Below are 19,266 nucleotides of genomic sequence, written 5' to 3' on the forward strand. Positions count from 1 at the left end.
ATGCAGCACCCGACCAAGAGCTGGGTCAACGGCGCACTCGTCGACTCCGCCGACGCCGCGCTCTCCGTCCTCGACCACGGACTCACCACCGGCGACGGCGCCTTCGAGACCCTGAAGGCCGTCGACGGCCGGGCCTTCGCCGTCACCCGCCACCTGGACCGGCTCACCCGCTCCGCCCGCGGCCTCGGCCTGCCCGACCCCGACCACGACCTGGTCCGCGAGGCCTGCGCCCAGGTCCTCGCCGCCAACCCCATGCCGCTCGGCCGGCTGCGCCTGACCTACACCGGCGGCGTCGCCCCGCTCGGCTCCGAGCGCGGCGACGGCGCCCCCACCCTGGTCGCCTCCATCGGCGCCGTGGCCCGCCGCCCCGACACCACCGCCGTCGCCACCGTCCCGTGGCGCCGCAACGAGCACAGCGCCGTCGCCGGCCTCAAGACCACCTCGTACGCCGAGAACGTGGTCGCGCTCGCCGCCGCGCACCGCGTCGGCGCCTCCGAGGCCCTGCTCGCCAACACCGCGGGGCGGCTCTGCGAGGGCACCGGCTCCAACGTCTTCGTCGTCCTCGGCGGCCGCCTGCTCACCCCCGCCCTCGCCTCCGGCTGCCTGGCCGGCATCACCCGCCGGCTGGTCGTCGACTGGTGCGACGCCGAGGAGACCGACCTGCCGCTGGACGTGCTCCGGGAGGCCGACGAGATCTTCCTGACCTCCACCCTGCGCGACGTCCAGGCCGTCACCCGCGTCGACGACCGCGAACTGCCCGGCCCCGGCCCGGTCACCGCCAAGGCGATGGCCGTCTTCGCCGAGCGCAGCGGGGACGACCTGGACCCGTGACCCCTACGGCCGGGGGCGCCGGCGGCCGGACCCCACCGGCGCCCTCCGGCTGCAGCGGTGCACCGGCGGATAGAACGCCCGCACGGAGGGGAAGGGACCTCGACATGACCACCACGCTGCGGCCCGAGGGCCCGGAGACACCCACCACCGCCGGCGGCCGCACCAGACGCTGGCAGATTCGCGCCAACGGCCGGCCGGTCGGCGCCCTGCGCACCACCAGCGTCCCGCGTGGCAGCCAACTCTGGGGCGAGATCGCCGAGTTGGAGATCCACGAGGGGCGCGGCCGGGGCCGCGGGACGATCGGCGCGCTGGCCGCCGAGGAGGTGCTGCGCGACTGGGGCTGCTCCCGGGTGGACGTGGACATCCCCGAATCGGCCCAGGCCGCCCGCGGCCTCGCCGCCACCCTCGGCTACACCGAGCGGATGCGGAACATGGCCAAGCACCTCACGGTCCCGCCCGAACTGCCCACCGGCGTGGCCGCCCGCCGGATCGGCCCGGAGGACTTCCCCGGCTGGCTCGCCGAGGCGAAGCAGGGCTACCTGCGGGACCTCCGCGCCTCGGGCCTGAGCGAGCAGCAGGCCCGCGCCAAGTCCGACGCCGACCACGTGTACCTGCTGCCCCAGGGTGCGGACACGCCCGGTGTCGTCCTGCGCCGGCTCCACGGGGAGGGGCCGGACCCGCTGGGTGCCCTCTGGCTGGCCCTTCGGGTCCGGGACCTGCCCGACGGTTCCCCGCTCGCCTGGGTGATGGTCGTGGAGGTGGCCGAGGCCCACCGCGGCCACGGCCACGGCCGCACCCTGATGCTGCTCGCCGAGCGAGAGTGCCTGGCGGCCGGGGTGCGCGACCTCGGCCTGAACGTCTTCACCGGCAACGAGGTCGCGATCCGGCTCTACGACTCGCTCGGCTACGGCATCACCAACCGGGTCTACGGCAAGCCGTTGATCTAAGCAGTGTGTTGACGCTCCGTCAGGAAATCTTCGAGGCCTCGATCAGTGCGGCGATCCGCTCCCGCAGCCCCTCCTGGCTCTGCCCGCCGTCCAACCGCTGCCCGGCGATCACGTACGTCGGAGTGCCGGTGACCCCGATCGCCTTGCCCTCCGCCTGGTCGGCGTCCACGATCAGCGTGTGCCGGCCGTCGACCAGTGCGGTGTCGACCTCCTCGGCGTCCACGCCGACCTCGCGGGCGACCTCCAGCAGCACCGCCTCACCGCGCGCCTCCAGGTCCTCGACCCGGCCCAGCAGCGCCTCGACGTACGGCCACCCGCGGCCCTGCGCGAACGCCTCCTCGGCGGCCTGTGCCGCGGCGTAGGCATGCTTGTGCTTCTCCAGCGGGAAGTGCCGCAGCTCGATCGGGAGCGCGTCGCCGTACTCGGCGCGCAGCGCCCGGACGTCGTCGAGCGCCGTGCGGCAGTCCGGGCACTGGAGCTCGCACCAGAACTCGAGGCGGGGGAGGGAACCTTCGATCATGCCCCCAGTGTTCCACTAGTGGGCGCCGCCCCGTCCCGGTGGTGCGCCCGCCGACGGCCGCAGCCACGGGAGGTCCGATGACCAGAGTGAGCACGAGCACCGGGCGCGGTGCGCCGCGGTGCGCCGGGTCGTCCGGGGGGCGGCCGTGTTGACGGCGGCGGTGGCCTTCGCGCTCACCGCGGCCGCAGTGGCCGTGGCCGGTCTGCGCGCCCACCGCCGGCGGTTCCGCTCCGCGACCCGCTGGTTCGCCGCCGCGCTGCTCCCGGCCGGGCTCTACCTGTCCGGCCTGTTCCCGGTCGCGCGGACCATCGGCGACGAGCTGGCCGACTGGGCGACCGACCTGGTCTTCAGCCCCCGGATCTGGACGGGCCTCGCGCTGCTCGCCGTCTCGGCCGCGCTGCTGGTCACCACCCGCCTGGTGGGGCGGCGCCGGGCCGGGGGCGCGGCCGTGTCCGGCCCGGCCGCAACGGGTGCGGCCCCGGCCCGGCCCGCCGTGGCCGGTTCGCCGCCGGCGCCGGCCGGCCTGACGAACGCGGGCGCCGCTGCACCCGAGGCGGTGGCCCCGAAGGCGGCGGCCCCGAAGCGCGGCAAGGCGGGCAAGCGGGACGACGGCCTCGGCGACGAGTTCGACGACATCGAGGAGATCCTCCGCCGCCGCGGCATCTGACCCGAGGCGGCGAGGCGCCGGGGGTCGGGGCCGGGGGCGGAACGGGCGAGCGAGGCGGCGCCTCGGCTCAGGCGGAGGGCACGGCCTCCGCCGAGCGCTGGCGCGCCCGGTAGGCGGCCACGTGCAGCCGGTTGCCGCAGGTGCGGCTGTCGCAGTAGCGCCGGGAGCGGTTGCGGGAGAGGTCCACGAAGACCCGCGCGCAGTCGGGCGCCTCGCACCGGCGCAGCCGGTCCCGCTCCCCGGCGGTCAGGATGAAGGCCAGCGCCATGCCCAGCTCCGCCGCTAGGTGGTCGTGCAGGGCGGCGTGCGGGGCGAAGTAGTGGATGTGCCACCCGTGGTGGTCGTGGTTGGTCAGGCGCGGCGTCGTGCCGGCGTCCGCGACCAGGGCGTTGATCAGCTCCGAGGCCTCCTCGGTGCTCTCGGTGACGAACACCTCCCGGAGCCGGGTGCGCAGCCGGTGCACGTTGCGCAGGTCGTCCTCGGTCAGCGAGTCGACCTCGCTGATCTCCTGGCGGACCACGAAGGCGTCGAGTGCGGCCACGTCGGGCAGCAGCTCGGTGCCGCACACCTCGGGTGCGGTGTTGAGCAGCTCGACGAGGATGCTCAGCGCGCACTCGGTGTCGTGGGTGATCAGCACGGTGGGGGCTCCTCGCCCGGAGGGGGCCGTCGGCACCCCGCGTCTACGGTCAACCTCAGACCTTACCGGGCCCCGTCGCGCACGGCGGTCGCTTCGCTCGAAGGGTTGTGCGGGAGTGCGGGGCGGAGGCCGCGGCATCCGGCGCCGGACGCCGCGGCGGGCGGAGAGACGACGGCGCCCGGCAGCGAGGCCGGCCACCCGTGCGGATGGCCGGCTCCGATGCCGGGCGCCTGCGGTGCTGGGGCCCGCTCCGGTGCGAGCGGACCGTTCACCGGCCCCGAGACCGCGTCGTGCGCGGCTGAGTCATGCTGCCGTGCCCCCGAGTAGGACGGCTGCGGTGACGGCAGGGGGTACGGCCCCGCCGACTGCGGGGTGCGACCACCTCCCGGACGGGGTCAGCTTTCGGCGAGGATGTGGGACAGCTCCCGGTCGAGGTCGAAGTGACGGTGTTCGGTGCCGGGCGGCACGGCGGCGTCCGTCCGCTTGAGGAAAGACTCAAGCGCGCGGGCCGGGGCCTCCAGCAGGGCTTCTCCTTCCGGAGAGCTCAGCGCGATGCAGACCACCCCTTGCCCGTGGCTGCGCGAGGGCCACACCCGGACGTCGCCGGTGCCCGTGGGTCGGTGCAGCCCCTCCGCAAGGAGATCTCGGGCGAACACCCACTCCACGGTCTCGTCGGCGCCCGTGTGGAACGTCGCGTGCACGGCATAGGGGTCGGCGGTGTCGTAGCGCAGGCCCGCGGGGACGGGCAGTGAGGACTCGCTGGACACGATGAGGCGCAGGTGCAGCTCGCAGCTGACCGTGGTGTTCATAAGCGCCATGGCCTTTCGCTCAGTGTGCGCTCGGGGAATCGCACGTCGGCGAACGGACCATCCCACCTCCACGACCGATGTAAACCCCTCTGTCCGGATTCGGGGCCGAGTCGTACCCCTTACGGCGCATTGCGGATTCGGCACGGAGTGCCCGTCGCCGCATTACCGGGCCACTTCTCGGTTAGTTTCCTGGCATGACTGTGCGAAGCGACAAGGCGCGCGGGAACGCGGGCGGGAACACGAGAACGGGTGATGCGGTCGTGCCGGACGAGTCGGGGGCCAGGCCGGGCGACGGCGACGGCGGCGACGCCGCCGGGGAGGAGCGGACGGGCGAGGCGGCCGCGGACGGCGGGCGGGGGCTCGGCTCCCGGGCGCCGCACTTCATCCGCCGCTCCCGGCCCCTGCACCTGAGCTGGCAGGTGGCCGTCTTCGTGGTCGGCCTGGCGGTGGTCGGGGCCGGCGTGATCATGCTGCCGCTGCCGGGGCCCGGCTGGGTGGTCATCTTCCTGGGCATGGGCATCTGGGCCACCGAGTTCGTCTGGGCCCAGCTGGCCCTGCGGTGGACCCGCCGCAAGGTGTCCGAGGCGGCCCAGAAGGCGCTGGACCCGAAGGTGCGGCGCCGCAACATCACCCTCACCGTGATCGGCCTGGCGGTGATCGCCGGCATCGGCGCCTGGTACCTGTCGAGGTACGGGCTGGTCATGCCGTGGAAGATCGGCGAGCGCTGATCCGTCCCCGCCGCAACCGGTGGCGGGCCGTCCGGGGCGGGACGGGCGGGGCGGGGGAGGGCGGACCGGCGGGGGGCGGGTACCGGGTGCCGGAGGGCCGGGCCGGGGGGTGTTCGGACCACCCCGCCGGATGCGGTAATGTTTTCCCTGCACCCGGGCGATTAGCTCAGCGGGAGAGCACTTCGTTCACACCGAAGGGGTCACTGGTTCGATCCCAGTATCGCCCACCGGAATGCATTGTGATATGTGAGGCCCAGCCGATTATCGGCTGGGCCTCACATGTATTTCCGCAATGTGCTGAACGGCCGTCCGGAAGTCCCCCGGGAATCGGCTGAGGAACAGTCACCTTCCGCGCGGGGCGCGAGTTCTGCAGGTGTGCCAGGCGGCGTCGACCGGTCCGAGTTGTACGACACCCCCCGAACGGTGCTACTGTTCTTCTCGTTGCCCGGGCGATTAGCTCAGCGGGAGAGCACTTCGTTCACACCGAAGGGGTCACTGGTTCGATCCCAGTATCGCCCACCGGACAGCACGCAGGCCCTGATCGGAAGACCGGTCAGGGCCTGCGGCGTTCGCGGGCGGACGGCCAGGGCCTCCCTAAGCCGCGACCTCGCAGCTGTGCTCCGGCGAGAGTCGCCGCCCGCAGCCGCACCGGGCCGGCCGCAGCGGCCAGGAGGCGTCCACCCGCTCCGGAGTCCCCGAGCGGTCGAACCAGTTCTGCAGGCCCCGGGCCTGCGCCGCGTGCCAGATCGCCTGCCGCAGGTGCAGCTCCGCGACCGACAGCCCGCCCAGCGCCGCCGGGTAGCGCGAACCGATCGCCCGGACCAGCTCCAGCGAGGCCGTCGCGTCCGCCGCGGCGTCGTGCGCCCCGGCCAGCTCCACCCCGTAGTGCGCGCAGAGGTCCGTCAGGGTGCGCCGGCCCTTGCGGTAGCGGTCCACGTGCTTGTCCAGCACCCGCGGGTCCAGTATCAGCAGTTCCTGGGGGCCCAGCGCCTGCGCCAACGACACCGCCCGGTGCCGGCGCAGCTCCCGGTCCAGCAGCGTCAGGTCGTACGGCGCGTTCATCACCACCACCGGGCGCCCGGCCCGGGCCTGCTCGGCCAGCGCGCGGGCCAGCTCCGCCACCACCGCCCGGGCCGGGCGGCCGTGCGTGCGCACCCGCTCGTCGGAGATGCCGTGGATCGCACGGGCGCCCTCCGGGATCGGCACGCCCGGATCGGCCAGCCAGGTCGCCGTCCGAGCGGGTGCACCCGGGGTGAGCTGGACGACCAGGGCGGCGGAGACGATGCGGTCGGTCTCGACGTCCACACCGGTGGTCTCGGTATCGAAGGAGGCAAGCGGGCCGGTGTACCAGTGCTGCTGCATGACTGCCCCTCAGGTCCTGCGTTTCCCCGAGGGTGATACCGCTCCTGACGTCCGCTCAACCGTTTGGCCCCGACCCGGCCGGGAACCCTGCGGTCAGGTGTCCTGTTCGAATCCGGACGGGCCCGGGGCCGGGGGAGGCAACGGGGCGATGGTGCTGACACAGCCGCAGCCCGAGGACGCGGCGGAGGTCCTGCGGGGCGACCTGGCGGTGACGGCCTGCATGGAGACCCTGCAGGTCGGCTACCTGCACGCGGTCGCGGCCGCGGCCGGCTGCTCGCTCTCCCAGCCGTTCCCGGACAACGGCATCGACTGGCAGGTCAGCCACGGCTCCCGGGCGCACGAGGTGGACGACGAGGTCACCGTCAAGATCCAGCTCAAGGCCACCCAGCAGATCGCGCCCCGGCCGCGCGGCGCCCACTTCAGCTTCACCCTGGACAACGACCACCTGCGCAAGCTGGCCCGGGAGCGGGTCGCGGTGCCGCGGATCCTGGTCGTGATGCTGCTGCCCAGCCGGGTCGACCGCTGGCTGGAGGCCCGGCCCGACGCGCTGGAACTGCGGCACTGCTGCTACTGGGTCAACCTGGCCGGGCACCCGGTCACCGGGCAGCGCCGGACCAACGTCCGGGTGCCCACCGCGAAGGTCTTCGACGACCGCGCACTGTGCGACATCATGGCGCGGGTCGGCGCGGGCGGCAGCCCGTGACGGCGCCGCCCCCAGCGGGAGGAACAGGACCATGACGCTGCCATCCGGGCCCCACCACGGCACCCGGCCCATGCCCGACCCGGCCGCCGTCGACCCGGCCGTGCTCGCCACCCTCCTGGCACGGCACGGCTGGATCCGCCGCGGCGGACCGACCGCCCGCTACGGGCGGTGGACGCCCCCGGACGACGCCGGCTCCGGCACCAGCCTGCTCGTCCCGGCCGACGACGGCTTCGACGACGCGGTCGAACTGCTCGCCGACGCCGTGACCGCCCTGTCGCACTCGCGCAGCCCCTCCGCCCGCGCCATCCTGCTCGCCCTCACCGTCCCCGGTGACGAGCTGCAGTGGCGCCGCGAGCTCCCCGGCCCGGCCGGCACCGCGCCCTGGGAGGACGCCGAGCGGCTCCGCCGCGCCGCCCGGGGGATGCTCGCGGCCGGCGCCAAGGCCGGCCGGACCAGGGCCGCCTACTTCGGCGCCCGGCTGGACGCCTGGGCCGGCGACTTCCTGGAGCGCGTCCTGGTCGTCGAGCACGGCCCGGCCGCCCAGAGCGGTGCCGGGCTCACCGCCCACACGCCGGCGCCCGAGGGCAGGGCGGCGGTCACCACCCTGGTCCGCGCCCTGGAGGCGCTGCGCGACGCGGTGGACTACCGGCGGGTCAGCGGCGGACCGGAGGCCTTCGAGAACGCCGTCCAGGCCGGGGTCAGCCGCGAGCTGGTGGAGTCCGTCGCCGAGCTGGTCCGCGGTGCGACGGCGGCGCAGCTCTCGGTCGCCTGGTCCGCCGCCGCCGGGGCCCCCGGCGGCTTCGGCGACCGGCGGATCGTCCTGGAGTTCTCCCCGGGGGACCTCCCGGCACTGGCCGAGGCCGCCGCGCTGCTGGAGCGGATCGAGCCGGCCGTCGCCGTCACCGTGGTCGGCATGGTCGTCCGGCTCAAGCGCGCCGACCCCGCCGGGCCCGGCACCGTGCGGCTGCGGGTGCTCGGCGGTGCCGAGGTCGGCGAGGTGAAGGTGCGGCTCGCCGACCCGGCCTACCGGCTGGCGGCCGAGGCCCACCTGGCCGGCACGCCGGTGCGGGTCAGCGGCAGGCTGGAGCGGCGCGGCGGCTTCCGCCGGCTCACCCACCCCCGCGGCCTGGAGCCGTGCGGAGTGGAGGACGGGGAGCACGAGCGGCTGCTGAAGAGCATGGGCGAGGGGCACTAGGCCCGGCCCGGTCGACGGGCGGCCGGCAGGACCGGCCGGACCGGGCCCGGGCGGGGGCCCGAGCGGATCCGGCCGGGAGGCCGAACGGATCTAGGTGACGGTGGGGCCACCGGTCTCGGTACCATCGGTCAGACGCAGCGCAGTGTTGCGTCCTCTGAATCCAGCACGTCAGGAGAGACCGGTGACGGACGTCCGGGTAATCATCAACCGCGAACCCGATCGGGAAGAGCGCGTGGTGACCACGGGCACTACGGCCGCCGAGCTCTTCGCCGACGACCGCTCGATCATCGCCGCCCGCGTCGGCGGCCAGCTCAAGGACCTCGCGTACGCCGTCCAGGACGGCGACGAGGTCGAGCCGGTCGCGATCGGCAGCAAGGACGGCCTGGACATCCTGCGCCACTCCACCGCCCACGTCATGGCGCAGGCCGTGCAGCAGCTCTTCCCGGAGGCCAAGCTCGGCATCGGCCCGCCGGTCAAGGACGGCTTCTACTACGACTTCGACGTCGAGAAGCCGTTCCACCCCGATGACCTCAAGGCCATCGAGAAGAAGATGCAGGAGATCATCAAGCGCGGGCAGAAGTTCTCCCGCCGCGTGGTCACCGACGAGTCCGCCCGCGAGGAGCTGGCCGCCGAGCCGTTCAAGCTGGAGCTGATCGGTCTCAAGGGCTCCGCCGCCACCGCGGGCGAGGGTGCGGACGTCGAGGTCGGCGCCGGCGAGCTGACCATCTACGACAACCTGGACGCCAAGACCGGCGAGCAGTGCTGGGGCGACCTCTGCCGTGGCCCGCACCTGCCCTCCACCCGGCACATCCCGGCGTTCAAGCTGATGCGCAACGCGGCCGCCTACTGGCGCGGCAGCGAGAAGAACCCCATGCTGCAGCGCATCTACGGCACCGCCTGGCCGAGCAAGGACGAGCTCAAGGCGCACCTCGACTTCCTGGTCGAGGCCGAGAAGCGCGACCACCGCAAGCTGGGCAACGAGCTCGACCTCTTCTCCATCCCGGAGGAGATCGGCTCCGGCCTGGCCGTCTTCCACCCCAAGGGCGGCATCATCCGCCGCGCCATGGAGGACTACTCGCGCCGCCGGCACGAGGAGGAGGGCTACGAGTTCGTCTACACCCCGCACGCCACCAAGGGGAAGCTCTTCGAGAAGAGCGGCCACCTGGACTGGTACGCCGACGGCATGTACCCGCCCATGCAGCTCGACGAGGGCGTGGACTACTACCTGAAGCCCATGAACTGCCCGATGCACAACCTGATCTTCGACGCGCGCGGCCGCTCGTACCGTGAACTGCCGCTGCGCCTCTTCGAGTTCGGGACGGTGTACCGGTACGAGAAGTCGGGTGTGGTGCACGGTCTGACCCGCGCCCGCGGCTTCACCCAGGACGACGCGCACATCTACTGCACCCGCGAGCAGATGGCGGACGAGCTCGACTCGACGCTGACCTTCGTGCTGGACCTGCTGCGGGACTACGGCCTGACCGACTTCTACCTGGAGCTGTCCACCAAGGACGAGCAGAAGTACGTCGGCTCGGACGAGACCTGGGAGGAGGCCACCGCGGTCCTCGCCAAGGTGGCCGAGAAGCAGGGCCTGCCGCTGGTTCCGGACCCGGGCGGCGCGGCCTTCTACGGCCCGAAGATCTCGGTGCAGGCGAAGGACGCCATCGGCCGTACGTGGCAGATGTCGACCATCCAGCTCGACTTCAACCTGCCCGAGCGGTTCGACCTGGAGTACACCGGGGCGGACGGCTCGCGCCAGCGGCCCGTCATGATCCACCGCGCGCTGTTCGGCTCGATCGAGCGCTTCTTCGCGGTGCTGCTGGAGCACTACGCCGGCGCCATGCCGCCGTGGCTGGCCCCGGTCACCGTCACCGGCATCCCGATCACCGACGAGCACGTGCCGTACCTGCTGGAGGTCGCGGCCGAGCTGAAGAAGCGCGGGATCCGGGTCGAGGTGGACACCTCGGACGACCGGATGCAGAAGAAGATCCGCAACGCCCAGAAGTCCAAGGTCCCGTTCATGCTGATCGCCGGGAACGACGACGTCGAGGCGGGCGCGGTCTCCTTCCGCTACCGCAACGGCGAGCAGAAGAACGGCGTGCCGGTGGCCGACGCGGTCGCCGAGATCGTCGACGCCGTGGAGCGCCGCATCCAGGTGTGATGCGGTGGCACGACGTGTGGCGTGGGGCAGGCTCCGCAGGGAGTCTGCCCCACTCTGCTTTGCAAGCACCGCCGGGCGAATATGCTGATCAGCATGACGACTGAGCCGGAACTGCAGCGGGGCGTCGGCGAGCCGGACGGCTTCCGCCGCCTCTGGACCCCCCATCGGATGGCGTACATCCAGGGCGAGAACAAGCCCACCGGCCCGGCTCCGGACGACGGTTGCCCGTTCTGCTCGATCCCGTCGCTGAGCGACGAGGACGGGCTGGTCGTCGCGCGGGGGAGCGCCGTGTTCGCGGTGCTCAACCTGTACCCGTACAACGGCGGGCACCTTATGGTCGTCCCGTACCGGCACGTCGCCGACTACACCGAGCTGGACGCGGCGGAGACCGCCGAGCTGGCCGGTTTCACCAAGAAGGCGATGACGGCGCTGCGGGCGGCCTCGGGCGCGCACGGGTTCAACATCGGGATGAACCAGGGCGCGGCGGCGGGTGCCGGGATCGCGGCCCACCTGCACCAGCACGTGGTGCCGCGGTGGGGCGGGGACACCAACTTCATGCCGGTGGTCGGCCACACCAAGGTGCTGCCGCAGCTGCTGGCGGACACCCGCAAGATGCTGGCCGAGGCCTGGCCGCAGGACTGAGTGCCGGGCGAGCGGGAGGGCCCGCCGCCGAGAGCGATCTCGGTGGCGGGCCCTCCCGTCGTGCCGGGGCCGGGTCAGCCGGCGTCGTACTGGTCGACTTTGTACGGCCGGGTGCCCTGCGCCTCGGACTTGATGATCGAGGCGCGGTTCTTGAAGAAGCGCTCGGCGTCGACGTCGTGCTCCGCCAGGAACTCCAGCGTGGCCTTGAGGACGGCCTGGGTCACCGGGTGGGAGACGTTCAGCGCGTTGTCCGCCATGGAGCGGGTGTTCCAGGGCGGCGCGGCCCAGGCGTGGCGCAGGCCGAACGGCTCGGGCAGGCCGAGGCCGCCGCCGAGCCAGCCGAGCAGGCCGGGGGCGCGGTAGAAGGGCGCGCGGACGGCCTGGCGCACCACCTCGTCGTTGTCGATGAGGGGGAGCTTGAGGGTCTGCTCCTCCCAGAACCTCACCGTCTTCGCGACCGTCTTCTCCTTGTCCTTGGGCTTGTCGAAGAAGAGGCCGTTGACCGGTCCGAGGGCGAAGGCGGCCACCGTGACGTTGAGCGTGTTGGCCAGCAGGGTCACGGTGACGGTGAAGGTCAGGACCAGCTTGCCGTCGTGCGTGACGAACTGGGTGGCGAGGTAGTGCCGGGGGCCGCCGGGGAAGGTCTGCCTGTCGGCGATGGCCTGGACGGCGAAGTCGCGCATCCGGTCGCCGTCCATGTCGGCGTCGCCGGCGGGCGGGCGGCTGATCTCGTCCGCGCCCTCGCCGACCTCGAAGACGACCCACTGCTTGACGGAGACGTTGGGGATGCCGCTGTTGGCGACCTCGCTGATGCCGAGCGACTTGAGCTGGCTCGCGATCCGGCGGACGAGGTCCCAGGGGTGGAAGGCGCGGAAGTCGCCGTGGCCCTCGGCGGGGAGCAGCACGTCCGCCATCTTCCACTCGCCCCAGCGCTTCCCGGCGCCGAGGATGCCCTTGGTGCCGGCGTAGTGCTGGACGTTGGTCTCCTGCTCGGACTCCAGCCGGCCGAGTTTGGCCCGCAGGTCGGCGGCCTTCTTGTCCAGGTCGTCGCGGGGGACGGCCTTGGGGACGGTGGCGGCGACGGCGTTGCCCTCGACGAGGTCCAGCCAGCGGGTGCGCAGGTCGAGGGCGCTGCTGAGCACGATCCGCTTCGCGAGGTACCAGCCGACGACCGGGGCGAGCATCACCAGACGGAGGTAGATGCCGAGCAGGCCGCCGGCGGGGGGCTTGATCGCCAGGAGCAGGGCGACGGCGACCGCGGCGGCCAGCACGAGGGCACCGAAGAACGCGGCGTTCTTGGGGTTGTCGCGCTTGAGCCAGGCGCGGAGCTGGAAGGCGCCGAGCCAGAGCAGGGTGCCGGGGAGGAAGAGCACGCCGGTGACGACCGTGACGGTGGTGAGCCGGCGGTCGCGGGCGGTGCGGAGGTCCTCGGCGGCCAGGCAGTGCTCGACGACCTGGCGGGTGTCGATGCCGAAGGAGGGCACCAGCGGCTTGCGGTCGCCGCCGAGCGCGCGGGAGATCACGGCGCGGCTGAACGCCTCGCCGAGGTTGGGGCGGAAGAGGGCGAAGCGGCCCTTCTTGGCGGTGGCGGCGGTGACGGCGGCGACGAAGTCGTGGACCTCGCTGTCGCGGTAGGCGGCCGAGGAGAGCGCCTGGGTGACGGCGGTCTGCGGGCCGGCGTCGGTCCGGGGTATCTGCGCACCCGGGGTCATGTCGAGTGTGGTCACGGTCGCGTCCCCTCCTCCCCTTGTCAGCGGCAGGTTACCGTGCCCCGGCACCGCTGCGCGGATGATCGTCTGAAGTACCGTCACGATCGGGCCACCCGGGGCCCGTGAGGCATGATGCCCACCTTCGGGGGCCGTGACGCACCTGGTGACGGGCGTGGGGGCGCAATGGTGCACGATGGGCGCGAAGGGGTCGTGCCGAGGAGTCGGAGCGAGGGAGTCGCAGTGAGGGATCCGGTGCTGGTCTTCGACGGGGACTGCGCGTTCTGCTCGACCTGCGTGGTGTGGGCGGAGCGGTATCCGCGGCAGACGCTGGCCTCGGCGGGCTGGGAGGCGGTGCCGTTCCAGTTCGCGGACCTGGCGGGGCTGGACGCGCTGGCCGGTGGCCGCGGCGAGGTGTCGTGGGAGCGGGCCGAGCGCGAGGTGCTCTGGGTGACGCCGGCCGGCCGGGTGTACGGCGGGGCCCAGGCGGTGGCGCGGCTGCTGATGCGCTCGGGCGGTGCCTGGGCGTACCTGGGCGGGGTGCTGGCGCTGCCGCCGGTGCGTCCGGTGGCGGGCGCCGTGTACCGGTGGGTGGCGAGGAACCGGCACCGGATGCCGGGCGGGACGCCGGCCTGTGCGCTGCGCCCGCCGACGGGTCCGACCAGGACCTAGGTCCGGTCCCCGGTGTAGCGGGTGGCGAGGGCGGCGGGCATGGGTTCGTGGCGTAGGTAGGCGCGGGAGAACTCGGCCGTCCCGTGGGTGAGCGAGCGCAGGTCGACGGGGTAGCGGACGAGTTCGAGTTCGGGGACTTCGGCGCGCAGCAGGGTGAGCGCGGGGCCGCCGGTCTCGGTGCCGAGCACGCGGCCGCGGCGGGCGGAGAGGTCGGTCAGGACGGCGCCGAGGTAGTCGTCGGGCAGCAGGACGCTGACCGCGGCGACCGGTTCGAGCAGCCGGATGACGGCGTGCTCGGCGGCGTCCCGCAGGGCGAGTGCGGCCGCGGTCTGGAACGAGGAGTCCGAGGAGTCGACCGAGTGCGCCTTGCCGTCGGTGAGGGTGACGCGGACGTCGACGAGCGGGTAGCCGGTGGAGACGCCCTTGGCGAGTTGGGCGCGCACGCCCTTCTCGACGGAGGGGATGAAGTGCTTGGGGACGGCGCCGCCGACGACGTGCTCGTCGAATTCGAAGCCGGCGCCGGCCGGGAGGGGTTCGACCTCCAGGTCGCAGATGGCGTACTGGCCGTGCCCGCCGGACTGCTTGACCAGGCGGCCGTGGCCGGCGGCCGCGGTGCCGAAGGTCTCGCGGAGGGCGACCCGGGGTTCGACGGTGTCGACGTGGACGCCGTGGCGGGTGCGGAGCCGGTCGAGGACGACGTCGGCGTGGGCCTCGCCGGTGCACCAGAGGACGAGCTGGTGGGTGTCGGGATTCTGTTCGAGGCGTAGTGCCGGGTCCTCGGCGACGAGCCGGGCGAGGGCCTGGGACAGCTTGTCGTCGTCGGCCTTGCTGTGGGCCTCGACGGCGATCGGCAGCAGCGGCTCGGGCAGGGTCCAGGTGTCGAGCTTGACCGGGTGGCCGGGCTCGTGGGCGGTGTCGCCGGCGCGGGCGCTGGTGAGTTTGGCGGCGCAGACGAGGTCGCCGGCCACGGCGTGCGGGACGCTGCGCTGGAGCTTGCCGAAGGGGCTGGTGAGCCCGGTGACGCGTTCGTCGCCGTCCTGGTCCCCGGGGTGCTCGGGGCCGGTGAGGTGGATGCGGGTGTCGGGCCGCAGCGTGCCGGCGTAGATGCGCAGCAGGCTGATCCGGCCGACGTAGGCGTCGCCGGTGACGCGGACGACCTGGGCGGCGAGGGGGGCGTCGGGGTCGCACTCGGGGGCCGGGCGGGTGCGCTGGGTGGGGTCGGGGAAGGCGGTGGTGATGAGGTCGAGGAGCTCGGCGGCGCCGAGACCGGCGTCGGTGGTGGGGACGGCGGGGTGGAGGGTGCAGGCGAGGACCTCGCGGCGCAGGCCGTCCTCCAGCGAGTCGGTGTCGAGGGTGTCGCCGGCGAGGTAGCGCTCCATGAGGGTGTCGTCCTGGCCGGAGATGGCCTCGACGAGGCTGTCGCGGGCGGGGGCGGTGTCGGGCAGCGGGTCGGTCTGCCCGTAGGTGTGGCCGGTGAGCAGGTCGACGCTGCCGTCGGGGTGGCCGTCGTGCTGCACGGGCAGGAAGAGCGGGCGCAGGGTGTCGGGGCCGAGGCCGAAGGCGTCGTGGCAGGTGGTGAGGATGTCGTCGAAGCTGCTGCGGGCGATGTCGAGCTTGGCGACGGCGATGGCGCGCGGGATGCCTTCGGCGGCGCACTCGCGCCAGAGCGCGCGGGTGGGCGCGGTGACCGGGTCGGTGGCGGAGACCACGAAGACGGCGGCGTCGGCGGCGTGCAGGGCGGCGCGCAGGTCGGCCGAGAAGTCGGGGTGGCCGGGTGGGTCGAGCAGGTTGACCTTGATGCCGTTCCATTCGAGCGGGAGCAGCGAGAGCTGGACGGACCGCTGCTGCTGGTGCTCGATCTCCTCGTGGTCGGAGACGGTGGTGCCGTCGGAGACGCGGCCGGGGCGGCCGATGGCGCCGGCGGCGAGGGCGAGGGACTCGGCGAGGGTGGTCTTCCCCGCGCCGCTGCAGCCGATGAGGACGACGTTGCGCAGGCGGGCAGGGTCCGTGACGGTGGGCGCCGCCTGGCCGGCTCGTGCGGTGCTGCGGTCGGGCATCGGGGTCTCCTCCCGTCGCGCCGAGGCTGTCGTGAAAAGTCTAGGGGCCGCGGCGTCCCGTACGCGCGGGCGGTGACGCTGGGTGCGCGGGCGTGTGCCGGGGGTGCGGGGCGGCGGGGGTGCGGGGGCGGTGGGGCGGTGCGGTGCGCAGGAGCGTGTCGCCGGCGTGGCTACGATGGGTGCGCCGGATGGGCTGATCCGTTCGGCCGTCTGCCGCGTACGCCGCCGCAGGCGGGTACCAGGGAGATCGGAGCGGTCGGGAAGGCCATGCTCAACAAATACGCGCGTGCCTTCTTCACACGTGTCCTGACCCCGTTCGCCGCGTTCCTGATCCGGCTGGGTGTGAGCCCGGACGCCGTGACGCTGATCGGCACGGCCGGTTCGGTGGCCGGTGCGCTGGTGTTCTTCCCGCGCGGGGAGTTCTTCTGGGGCACCATCACGATCACGCTGTTCATCTTCTCGGACCTGGTGGACGGGAACATGGCGCGGCAGCTGGGCCGGTCCACGAAGTGGGGCGCGTTCCTGGACTCCACGCTCGACCGGGTGGCGGACGCGGCGATCTTCGGCGGCCTGGCCATGTGGTACGCGGGCAAGGGTGACAACAACCTGCTCTGCGCGGTGGCGATCTTCTGCCTGGCGAGCGGCCTGGTGGTGTCGTACACCAAGGCGCGGGCGGAGAGCCAGGGTCTGCCGTGCGACGTGTCGGGGCTGGTGGAGCGGGCCGAACGGCTGGTGATCAGCCTGGTGGCGGCCGGCGTCGCGGGTCTGCACCAGTTCGGGGTGCCGTACGTGGAGTGGCTGCTGCCGGTCGCGCTGTGGCTGGTGGCCGCGGGCAGTCTGGTGACGGTGTTCCAGCGGATGCTGACGGTCCGCCGGGAGGCGTTCGAGGCCGATCGCGTGGCGGCCGGGAGCTGAAGGGGGCGGGCCTGCGGTGAAGGACCGATTGGTGTACTCGGCGTACGCGCTGGGCTGGGCGGTGCTGAAGCACCTGCCGGAGGCCGCCGCGCGCGGCCTGTTCGACGCGATCGCCGACTTCGCCTGGCGCAAGCGCGGCAAGCGGGTGCTGCAGCTGGAGGCCAATCTGCTGCGGGTGCGCCCGGAGGCGGACCAGGCCGCGCTGCGGGAGCTGTCGCGGGCCGGCATGCGCTCGTACATGCGCTACTGGATGGAGTCCTTCCGGCTGCCGGTGTGGAGCCGGCAGCGGGTGGCCCGGGACGTCCGGGTGGAGGGCTTCGAGGAGCTGCGGGCGGCCATGGAGTCGGGGCGGGGCGCGGTGATAACGCTCCCGCACATGGGGAACTGGGACCTCGCGGGCGCCTGGGTGGCGCTGGAGGGCTACCCGTTCACGACGGTCGCGGAGCGGCTGAAGCCGGAGGAGCTGTTCGACCGGTTCGTGGCGTTCCGGGAGGGCCTGGGCATGGAGGTGCTGGCGCTCACGGGCGGCGGCGTCAACGTGGTCGGCACCCTGGCGCGGCGGCTGCGGGAGGGGCGGCTGGTCTGCCTGGTGGGCGACCGGGACCTCTCCGAGGCCGGGGTCGAGGTGTCGTTCTTCGGCGAGGCGACCAGGATGCCGGCCGGTCCGGCGGCGCTCTGCCAGCGGACCGGGGCGGCGCTGCTGCCGGTCACGCTCTGGTACGACGGCCCGGTGATGCGGGCACGGATCCACCCCGAGGTGCCGGTGCCGCCGGAGGGTGACCGGGCGGAGAGGACGCGGACGATGGTGCAGGCGATGGCACAGGTCTGGGAGGCCGGGATCCGCGAGCACCCCGAGGACTGGCACATGCTGCAGCGGTTCTGGCTCGCCGACCTGCCGGCCCGTGCGGCGGTGGAGGCCCCGGCCGAAGCCCCGGCCGGCCGACCGGCCGCGGAGGCGGTGGGCGGGCCCGCCGCGGAGCCCGCCGCGGAGGCGTCCGGCTCCTGATCCCCGTCCGAGCCCGCCCGGCCCGTCCGAGAGCGGGCCCGCCCGACCCGTCCGAGAGGAACACGAGGAACCCGTGAAGATCGGCATCGTCTGCCCGTACGACTGGGACGTCCCCGGCGGGGTGCAGTTCCACATCCGGGACCTCGCCGAGCACCTGATCGGCCTGGGCCACGAGGTGTCGGTGCTGGCGCCCGCCGAGGACGACGAGGCGCTGCCGCCGTACGTGGTCTCGGCCGGGCGGGCGGTGGCGGTGCCGTACAACGGCTCGGTGGCGCGGCTGAGCTTCGGCATCCTGTCGGCGGCGCGGGTGCGGCGGTGGCTGAACGACGGGCGGTTCGACATCCTGCACGTGCACGAGCCCGCCTCGCCGAGCCTGTCCATGCTGGCGGCGTGGTCGGCGTCGGGGCCGATGGTCGGCACCTTCCACACGTCCAACCCGCGTTCGCGGGCGATGATCGCGGCCTCGCCGATCCTCCAGCCCGGCCTGGAGAAGATGCGCGCGCGGATCGCGGTGAGCGAGTACGCGCGGCGGACCCTGGTGGAGCACCTGGGCGGGGACGCGGTGGTGATCCCCAACGGCGTCGACGTGGGCTTCTTCGCCGAGGCGGAACCGGATGCGCGCTGGACCGGCGGCGCGGCCGCGGGCGAGCCCGGCACGATCGGCTTCATCGGGCGGATCAACGAGCCGCGCAAGGGCCTGCCGACGCTGCTGGCGGCGCTGCCGAGGATCCTGGCGGAGCGCCCGGGCGTGCGGCTGCTGGTGGCCGGCAAGGGCGACGAGGAGGAGGCGGTCGCCGGGCTGGCCCCGGAGGTGCGCCGGCAGGTGGAGTTCCTCGGCATGGTCAGCGACCGGGACAAGGCGCGGCTGCTGCGCAGCGTCGACCTCTACGTGGCGCCGAACACCGGTGGGGAGAGCTTCGGCATCATCCTGGTCGAGGCGATGTCGGCGGGTGCGCCGGTGCTGGCCAGCGACCTGGACGCGTTCAAGCAGGTGCTGGACGGCGGGGACGCCGGGGAGCTGTTCCCGGTGGAGGACGCGGACGCGCTGGCGCGGGCGGCGCTGCGGCTGCTGGGGGATCCGGGGCGGCTGGAGGAGCTGCGCAAGGCGGCGTCCCGGCACGTGCGGCGGTTCGACTGGTCGACGGTCGGCGCGGACATCCTGGCGGTCTACGAGACGGTGACGGCGGGCGCGGCGGCGGTGGTCGAGGAGGACCAGCGGGGCAGCCGGCGCGGCCGGTTCGGGCTGGCTCGAGATTGACCGGCGGCCCGCGGCGGTTAGGGTCTCCCGGACCGATCCCCGAGTGCTGGAGGCTCCGATGCCGCAGATCTCCGTCGACTACTCGCCCGAGCTGGCCGGCTCGTTCGACCGCCGTGAGCTGGGCCTGGCGATCAACCGGCTCGCGGTGAAGACGATCAACGCGAGCCCCGAGGCGTGCAAGACCGTCTTCCGCGAGGTGCAGGACTTCGTGGTGGGCGAGAGCGCGGGCCCGGACTCCCAGGTGTACGTGGAGTTCCAGATCTTCCCCGGCCGCACCCCGGAGGCGAAGGCGGCGCTCACCGAGGCGGTCATGGCGCTGCTGGCGGAGCGGGTCGTTCCCGCGCCAGGCACGCGGCTGTTCACCGCGGTGAACGTCCAGGACATCGACCGGGACAGCTACCGCAGCGCGACCCTCGACGGCTGACCGGCGGGCACCCGGTAGCGTAGCGC

The 19,266-nt window shown here is 73.5% G+C and carries 19 protein-coding genes and 2 tRNA genes; 15 read left to right on the forward strand and 6 right to left on the reverse strand.

The annotated features are described in order from the left end of the window. Together MCM47_RS12410 and MCM47_RS12415 are read left to right on the forward strand one after the other, a co-directional pair. The gene (locus MCM47_RS12410) at positions 1-831 is read left to right on the forward strand and encodes an aminotransferase class IV (RefSeq protein WP_238861529.1); all 831 of its coding nucleotides are present in this window, start codon (positions 1-3) and stop codon (positions 829-831) included. Positions 832-935: 104 nt separating this feature from the next. Further along, positions 936-1,778, forward strand: coding sequence for a GNAT family N-acetyltransferase (locus tag MCM47_RS12415; RefSeq protein WP_238861531.1), 843 nt, complete (start codon positions 936-938; stop codon positions 1,776-1,778). Positions 1,779-1,797: 19 nt separating this feature from the next. Here the strand turns inward: MCM47_RS12415 and MCM47_RS12420 are convergent, their stop codons facing one another. Continuing rightward, positions 1,798-2,298, reverse strand: coding sequence for a DsbA family protein (locus MCM47_RS12420; protein WP_238861533.1), 501 nt, complete (start codon positions 2,296-2,298; stop codon positions 1,798-1,800). Between the two features lie 118 nt (positions 2,299-2,416). Here MCM47_RS12420 and MCM47_RS12425 point away from each other — a divergent pair, with 118 nt between their 5' ends. Beyond that, complete coding sequence (locus MCM47_RS12425) at positions 2,417-2,965, forward strand: hypothetical protein (protein ID WP_238861535.1); 549 nt, start codon at positions 2,417-2,419, stop codon at positions 2,963-2,965. A gap of 67 nt (positions 2,966-3,032) precedes the next feature. On the opposite strand, the gene MCM47_RS12430 is transcribed toward MCM47_RS12425, so the two are convergent. Both MCM47_RS12430 and MCM47_RS12435 read right to left on the reverse strand, forming a co-directional pair. Continuing rightward, positions 3,033-3,602 carry a CGNR zinc finger domain-containing protein gene (locus MCM47_RS12430; RefSeq protein ID WP_238861537.1) on the reverse strand — a complete coding sequence of 190 codons (570 nt, stop codon included), beginning with the start codon at positions 3,600-3,602 and terminating at the stop codon, positions 3,033-3,035. A 395-nt stretch (positions 3,603-3,997) separates the two neighbouring features. Next, positions 3,998-4,411: an SsgA family sporulation/cell division regulator gene (locus tag MCM47_RS12435; protein ID WP_030056266.1), complete on the reverse strand. Its 414-nt coding sequence runs from the start codon at positions 4,409-4,411 to the stop codon at positions 3,998-4,000. Positions 4,412-4,605: 194 nt separating this feature from the next. Between MCM47_RS12435 and MCM47_RS12440 the strand changes: the two genes are divergently transcribed. The 3 genes from MCM47_RS12440 (at position 4,606) to MCM47_RS12450 (ending at position 5,658) form a co-directional block, all read left to right on the forward strand. Further along, the gene (locus tag MCM47_RS12440; protein ID WP_238861539.1) at positions 4,606-5,139 is read left to right on the forward strand and encodes a TIGR02611 family protein; all 534 of its coding nucleotides are present in this window, start codon (positions 4,606-4,608) and stop codon (positions 5,137-5,139) included. Positions 5,140-5,294: 155 nt separating this feature from the next. Continuing rightward, a tRNA-Val gene (locus tag MCM47_RS12445) sits at positions 5,295-5,366 on the forward strand. 220 nt (positions 5,367-5,586) lie between these two features. Then, positions 5,587-5,658, forward strand: a tRNA-Val gene (locus MCM47_RS12450). A 75-nt stretch (positions 5,659-5,733) separates the two neighbouring features. On the opposite strand, the gene MCM47_RS12455 is transcribed toward MCM47_RS12450, so the two are convergent. After that, positions 5,734-6,501 carry a 3'-5' exonuclease gene (locus tag MCM47_RS12455; protein WP_238861545.1) on the reverse strand — a complete coding sequence of 256 codons (768 nt, stop codon included), beginning with the start codon at positions 6,499-6,501 and terminating at the stop codon, positions 5,734-5,736. 148 nt (positions 6,502-6,649) lie between these two features. On the opposite strand from MCM47_RS12455, the gene MCM47_RS12460 reads away from it, so the two are divergent. The 4 genes from MCM47_RS12460 (at position 6,650) to MCM47_RS12475 (ending at position 11,202) form a co-directional block, all read left to right on the forward strand. Continuing rightward, entirely contained in the window at positions 6,650-7,204 is a 555-nt protein-coding gene (locus tag MCM47_RS12460) for a DUF4365 domain-containing protein (RefSeq protein WP_238861547.1), read from the forward strand. Positions 7,205-7,235: 31 nt separating this feature from the next. Further along, positions 7,236-8,399: a hypothetical protein gene (locus MCM47_RS12465; protein WP_238861549.1), complete on the forward strand. Its 1,164-nt coding sequence runs from the start codon at positions 7,236-7,238 to the stop codon at positions 8,397-8,399. A gap of 181 nt (positions 8,400-8,580) precedes the next feature. Continuing rightward, entirely contained in the window at positions 8,581-10,560 is a 1,980-nt protein-coding gene (gene thrS, locus MCM47_RS12470) for a threonine--tRNA ligase (protein ID WP_238861551.1), read from the forward strand. 81 nt (positions 10,561-10,641) lie between these two features. Continuing rightward, a complete protein-coding gene (locus MCM47_RS12475) occupies positions 10,642-11,202 on the forward strand; it encodes an HIT domain-containing protein (protein WP_238861553.1) in 561 nt (186 codons plus the stop codon). Between the two features lie 74 nt (positions 11,203-11,276). Here MCM47_RS12475 and MCM47_RS12480 read toward each other — a convergent pair whose 3' ends face one another. Next, entirely contained in the window at positions 11,277-12,929 is a 1,653-nt protein-coding gene (locus tag MCM47_RS12480; protein ID WP_238861558.1) for a hypothetical protein, read from the reverse strand. Positions 12,930-13,151: 222 nt separating this feature from the next. Here MCM47_RS12480 and MCM47_RS12485 point away from each other — a divergent pair, with 222 nt between their 5' ends. Further along, complete coding sequence (locus tag MCM47_RS12485) at positions 13,152-13,580, forward strand: thiol-disulfide oxidoreductase DCC family protein (protein ID WP_238861560.1); 429 nt, start codon at positions 13,152-13,154, stop codon at positions 13,578-13,580. Here the strand turns inward: MCM47_RS12485 and MCM47_RS12490 are convergent. Beyond that, a complete protein-coding gene (locus MCM47_RS12490) occupies positions 13,577-15,637 on the reverse strand; it encodes an elongation factor G-like protein EF-G2 (protein WP_238861562.1) in 2,061 nt (686 codons plus the stop codon). The two genes, MCM47_RS12485 and MCM47_RS12490, sit on opposite strands and share 4 nt — an antisense overlap. Before the next feature lie 267 nt (positions 15,638-15,904). Here MCM47_RS12490 and pgsA point away from each other — a divergent pair, with 267 nt between their 5' ends. The 4 genes from pgsA (at position 15,905) to MCM47_RS12510 (ending at position 19,240) form a co-directional block, all read left to right on the forward strand. Beyond that, positions 15,905-16,552, forward strand: coding sequence for a phosphatidylinositol phosphate synthase (pgsA, locus tag MCM47_RS12495; RefSeq protein WP_238861564.1), 648 nt, complete (start codon positions 15,905-15,907; stop codon positions 16,550-16,552). 16 nt (positions 16,553-16,568) lie between these two features. After that, the gene (locus MCM47_RS12500) at positions 16,569-17,558 is read left to right on the forward strand and encodes a phosphatidylinositol mannoside acyltransferase (RefSeq protein ID WP_238861565.1); all 990 of its coding nucleotides are present in this window, start codon (positions 16,569-16,571) and stop codon (positions 17,556-17,558) included. A gap of 73 nt (positions 17,559-17,631) precedes the next feature. Next, positions 17,632-18,816 (forward strand): glycosyltransferase family 4 protein, encoded by a 1,185-nt coding sequence (locus MCM47_RS12505; protein WP_238861567.1) that lies wholly within the window; start codon positions 17,632-17,634, stop codon positions 18,814-18,816. 58 nt (positions 18,817-18,874) lie between these two features. After that, positions 18,875-19,240: a 5-carboxymethyl-2-hydroxymuconate Delta-isomerase gene (locus MCM47_RS12510; protein WP_238861568.1), complete on the forward strand. Its 366-nt coding sequence runs from the start codon at positions 18,875-18,877 to the stop codon at positions 19,238-19,240. Positions 19,241-19,266: the final 26 nt, after the last annotated feature.

It is taken from the genome of Kitasatospora sp. A2-31, from assembly GCF_022288725.1.
Taxonomy (GTDB): domain Bacteria; phylum Actinomycetota; class Actinomycetes; order Streptomycetales; family Streptomycetaceae; genus Kitasatospora.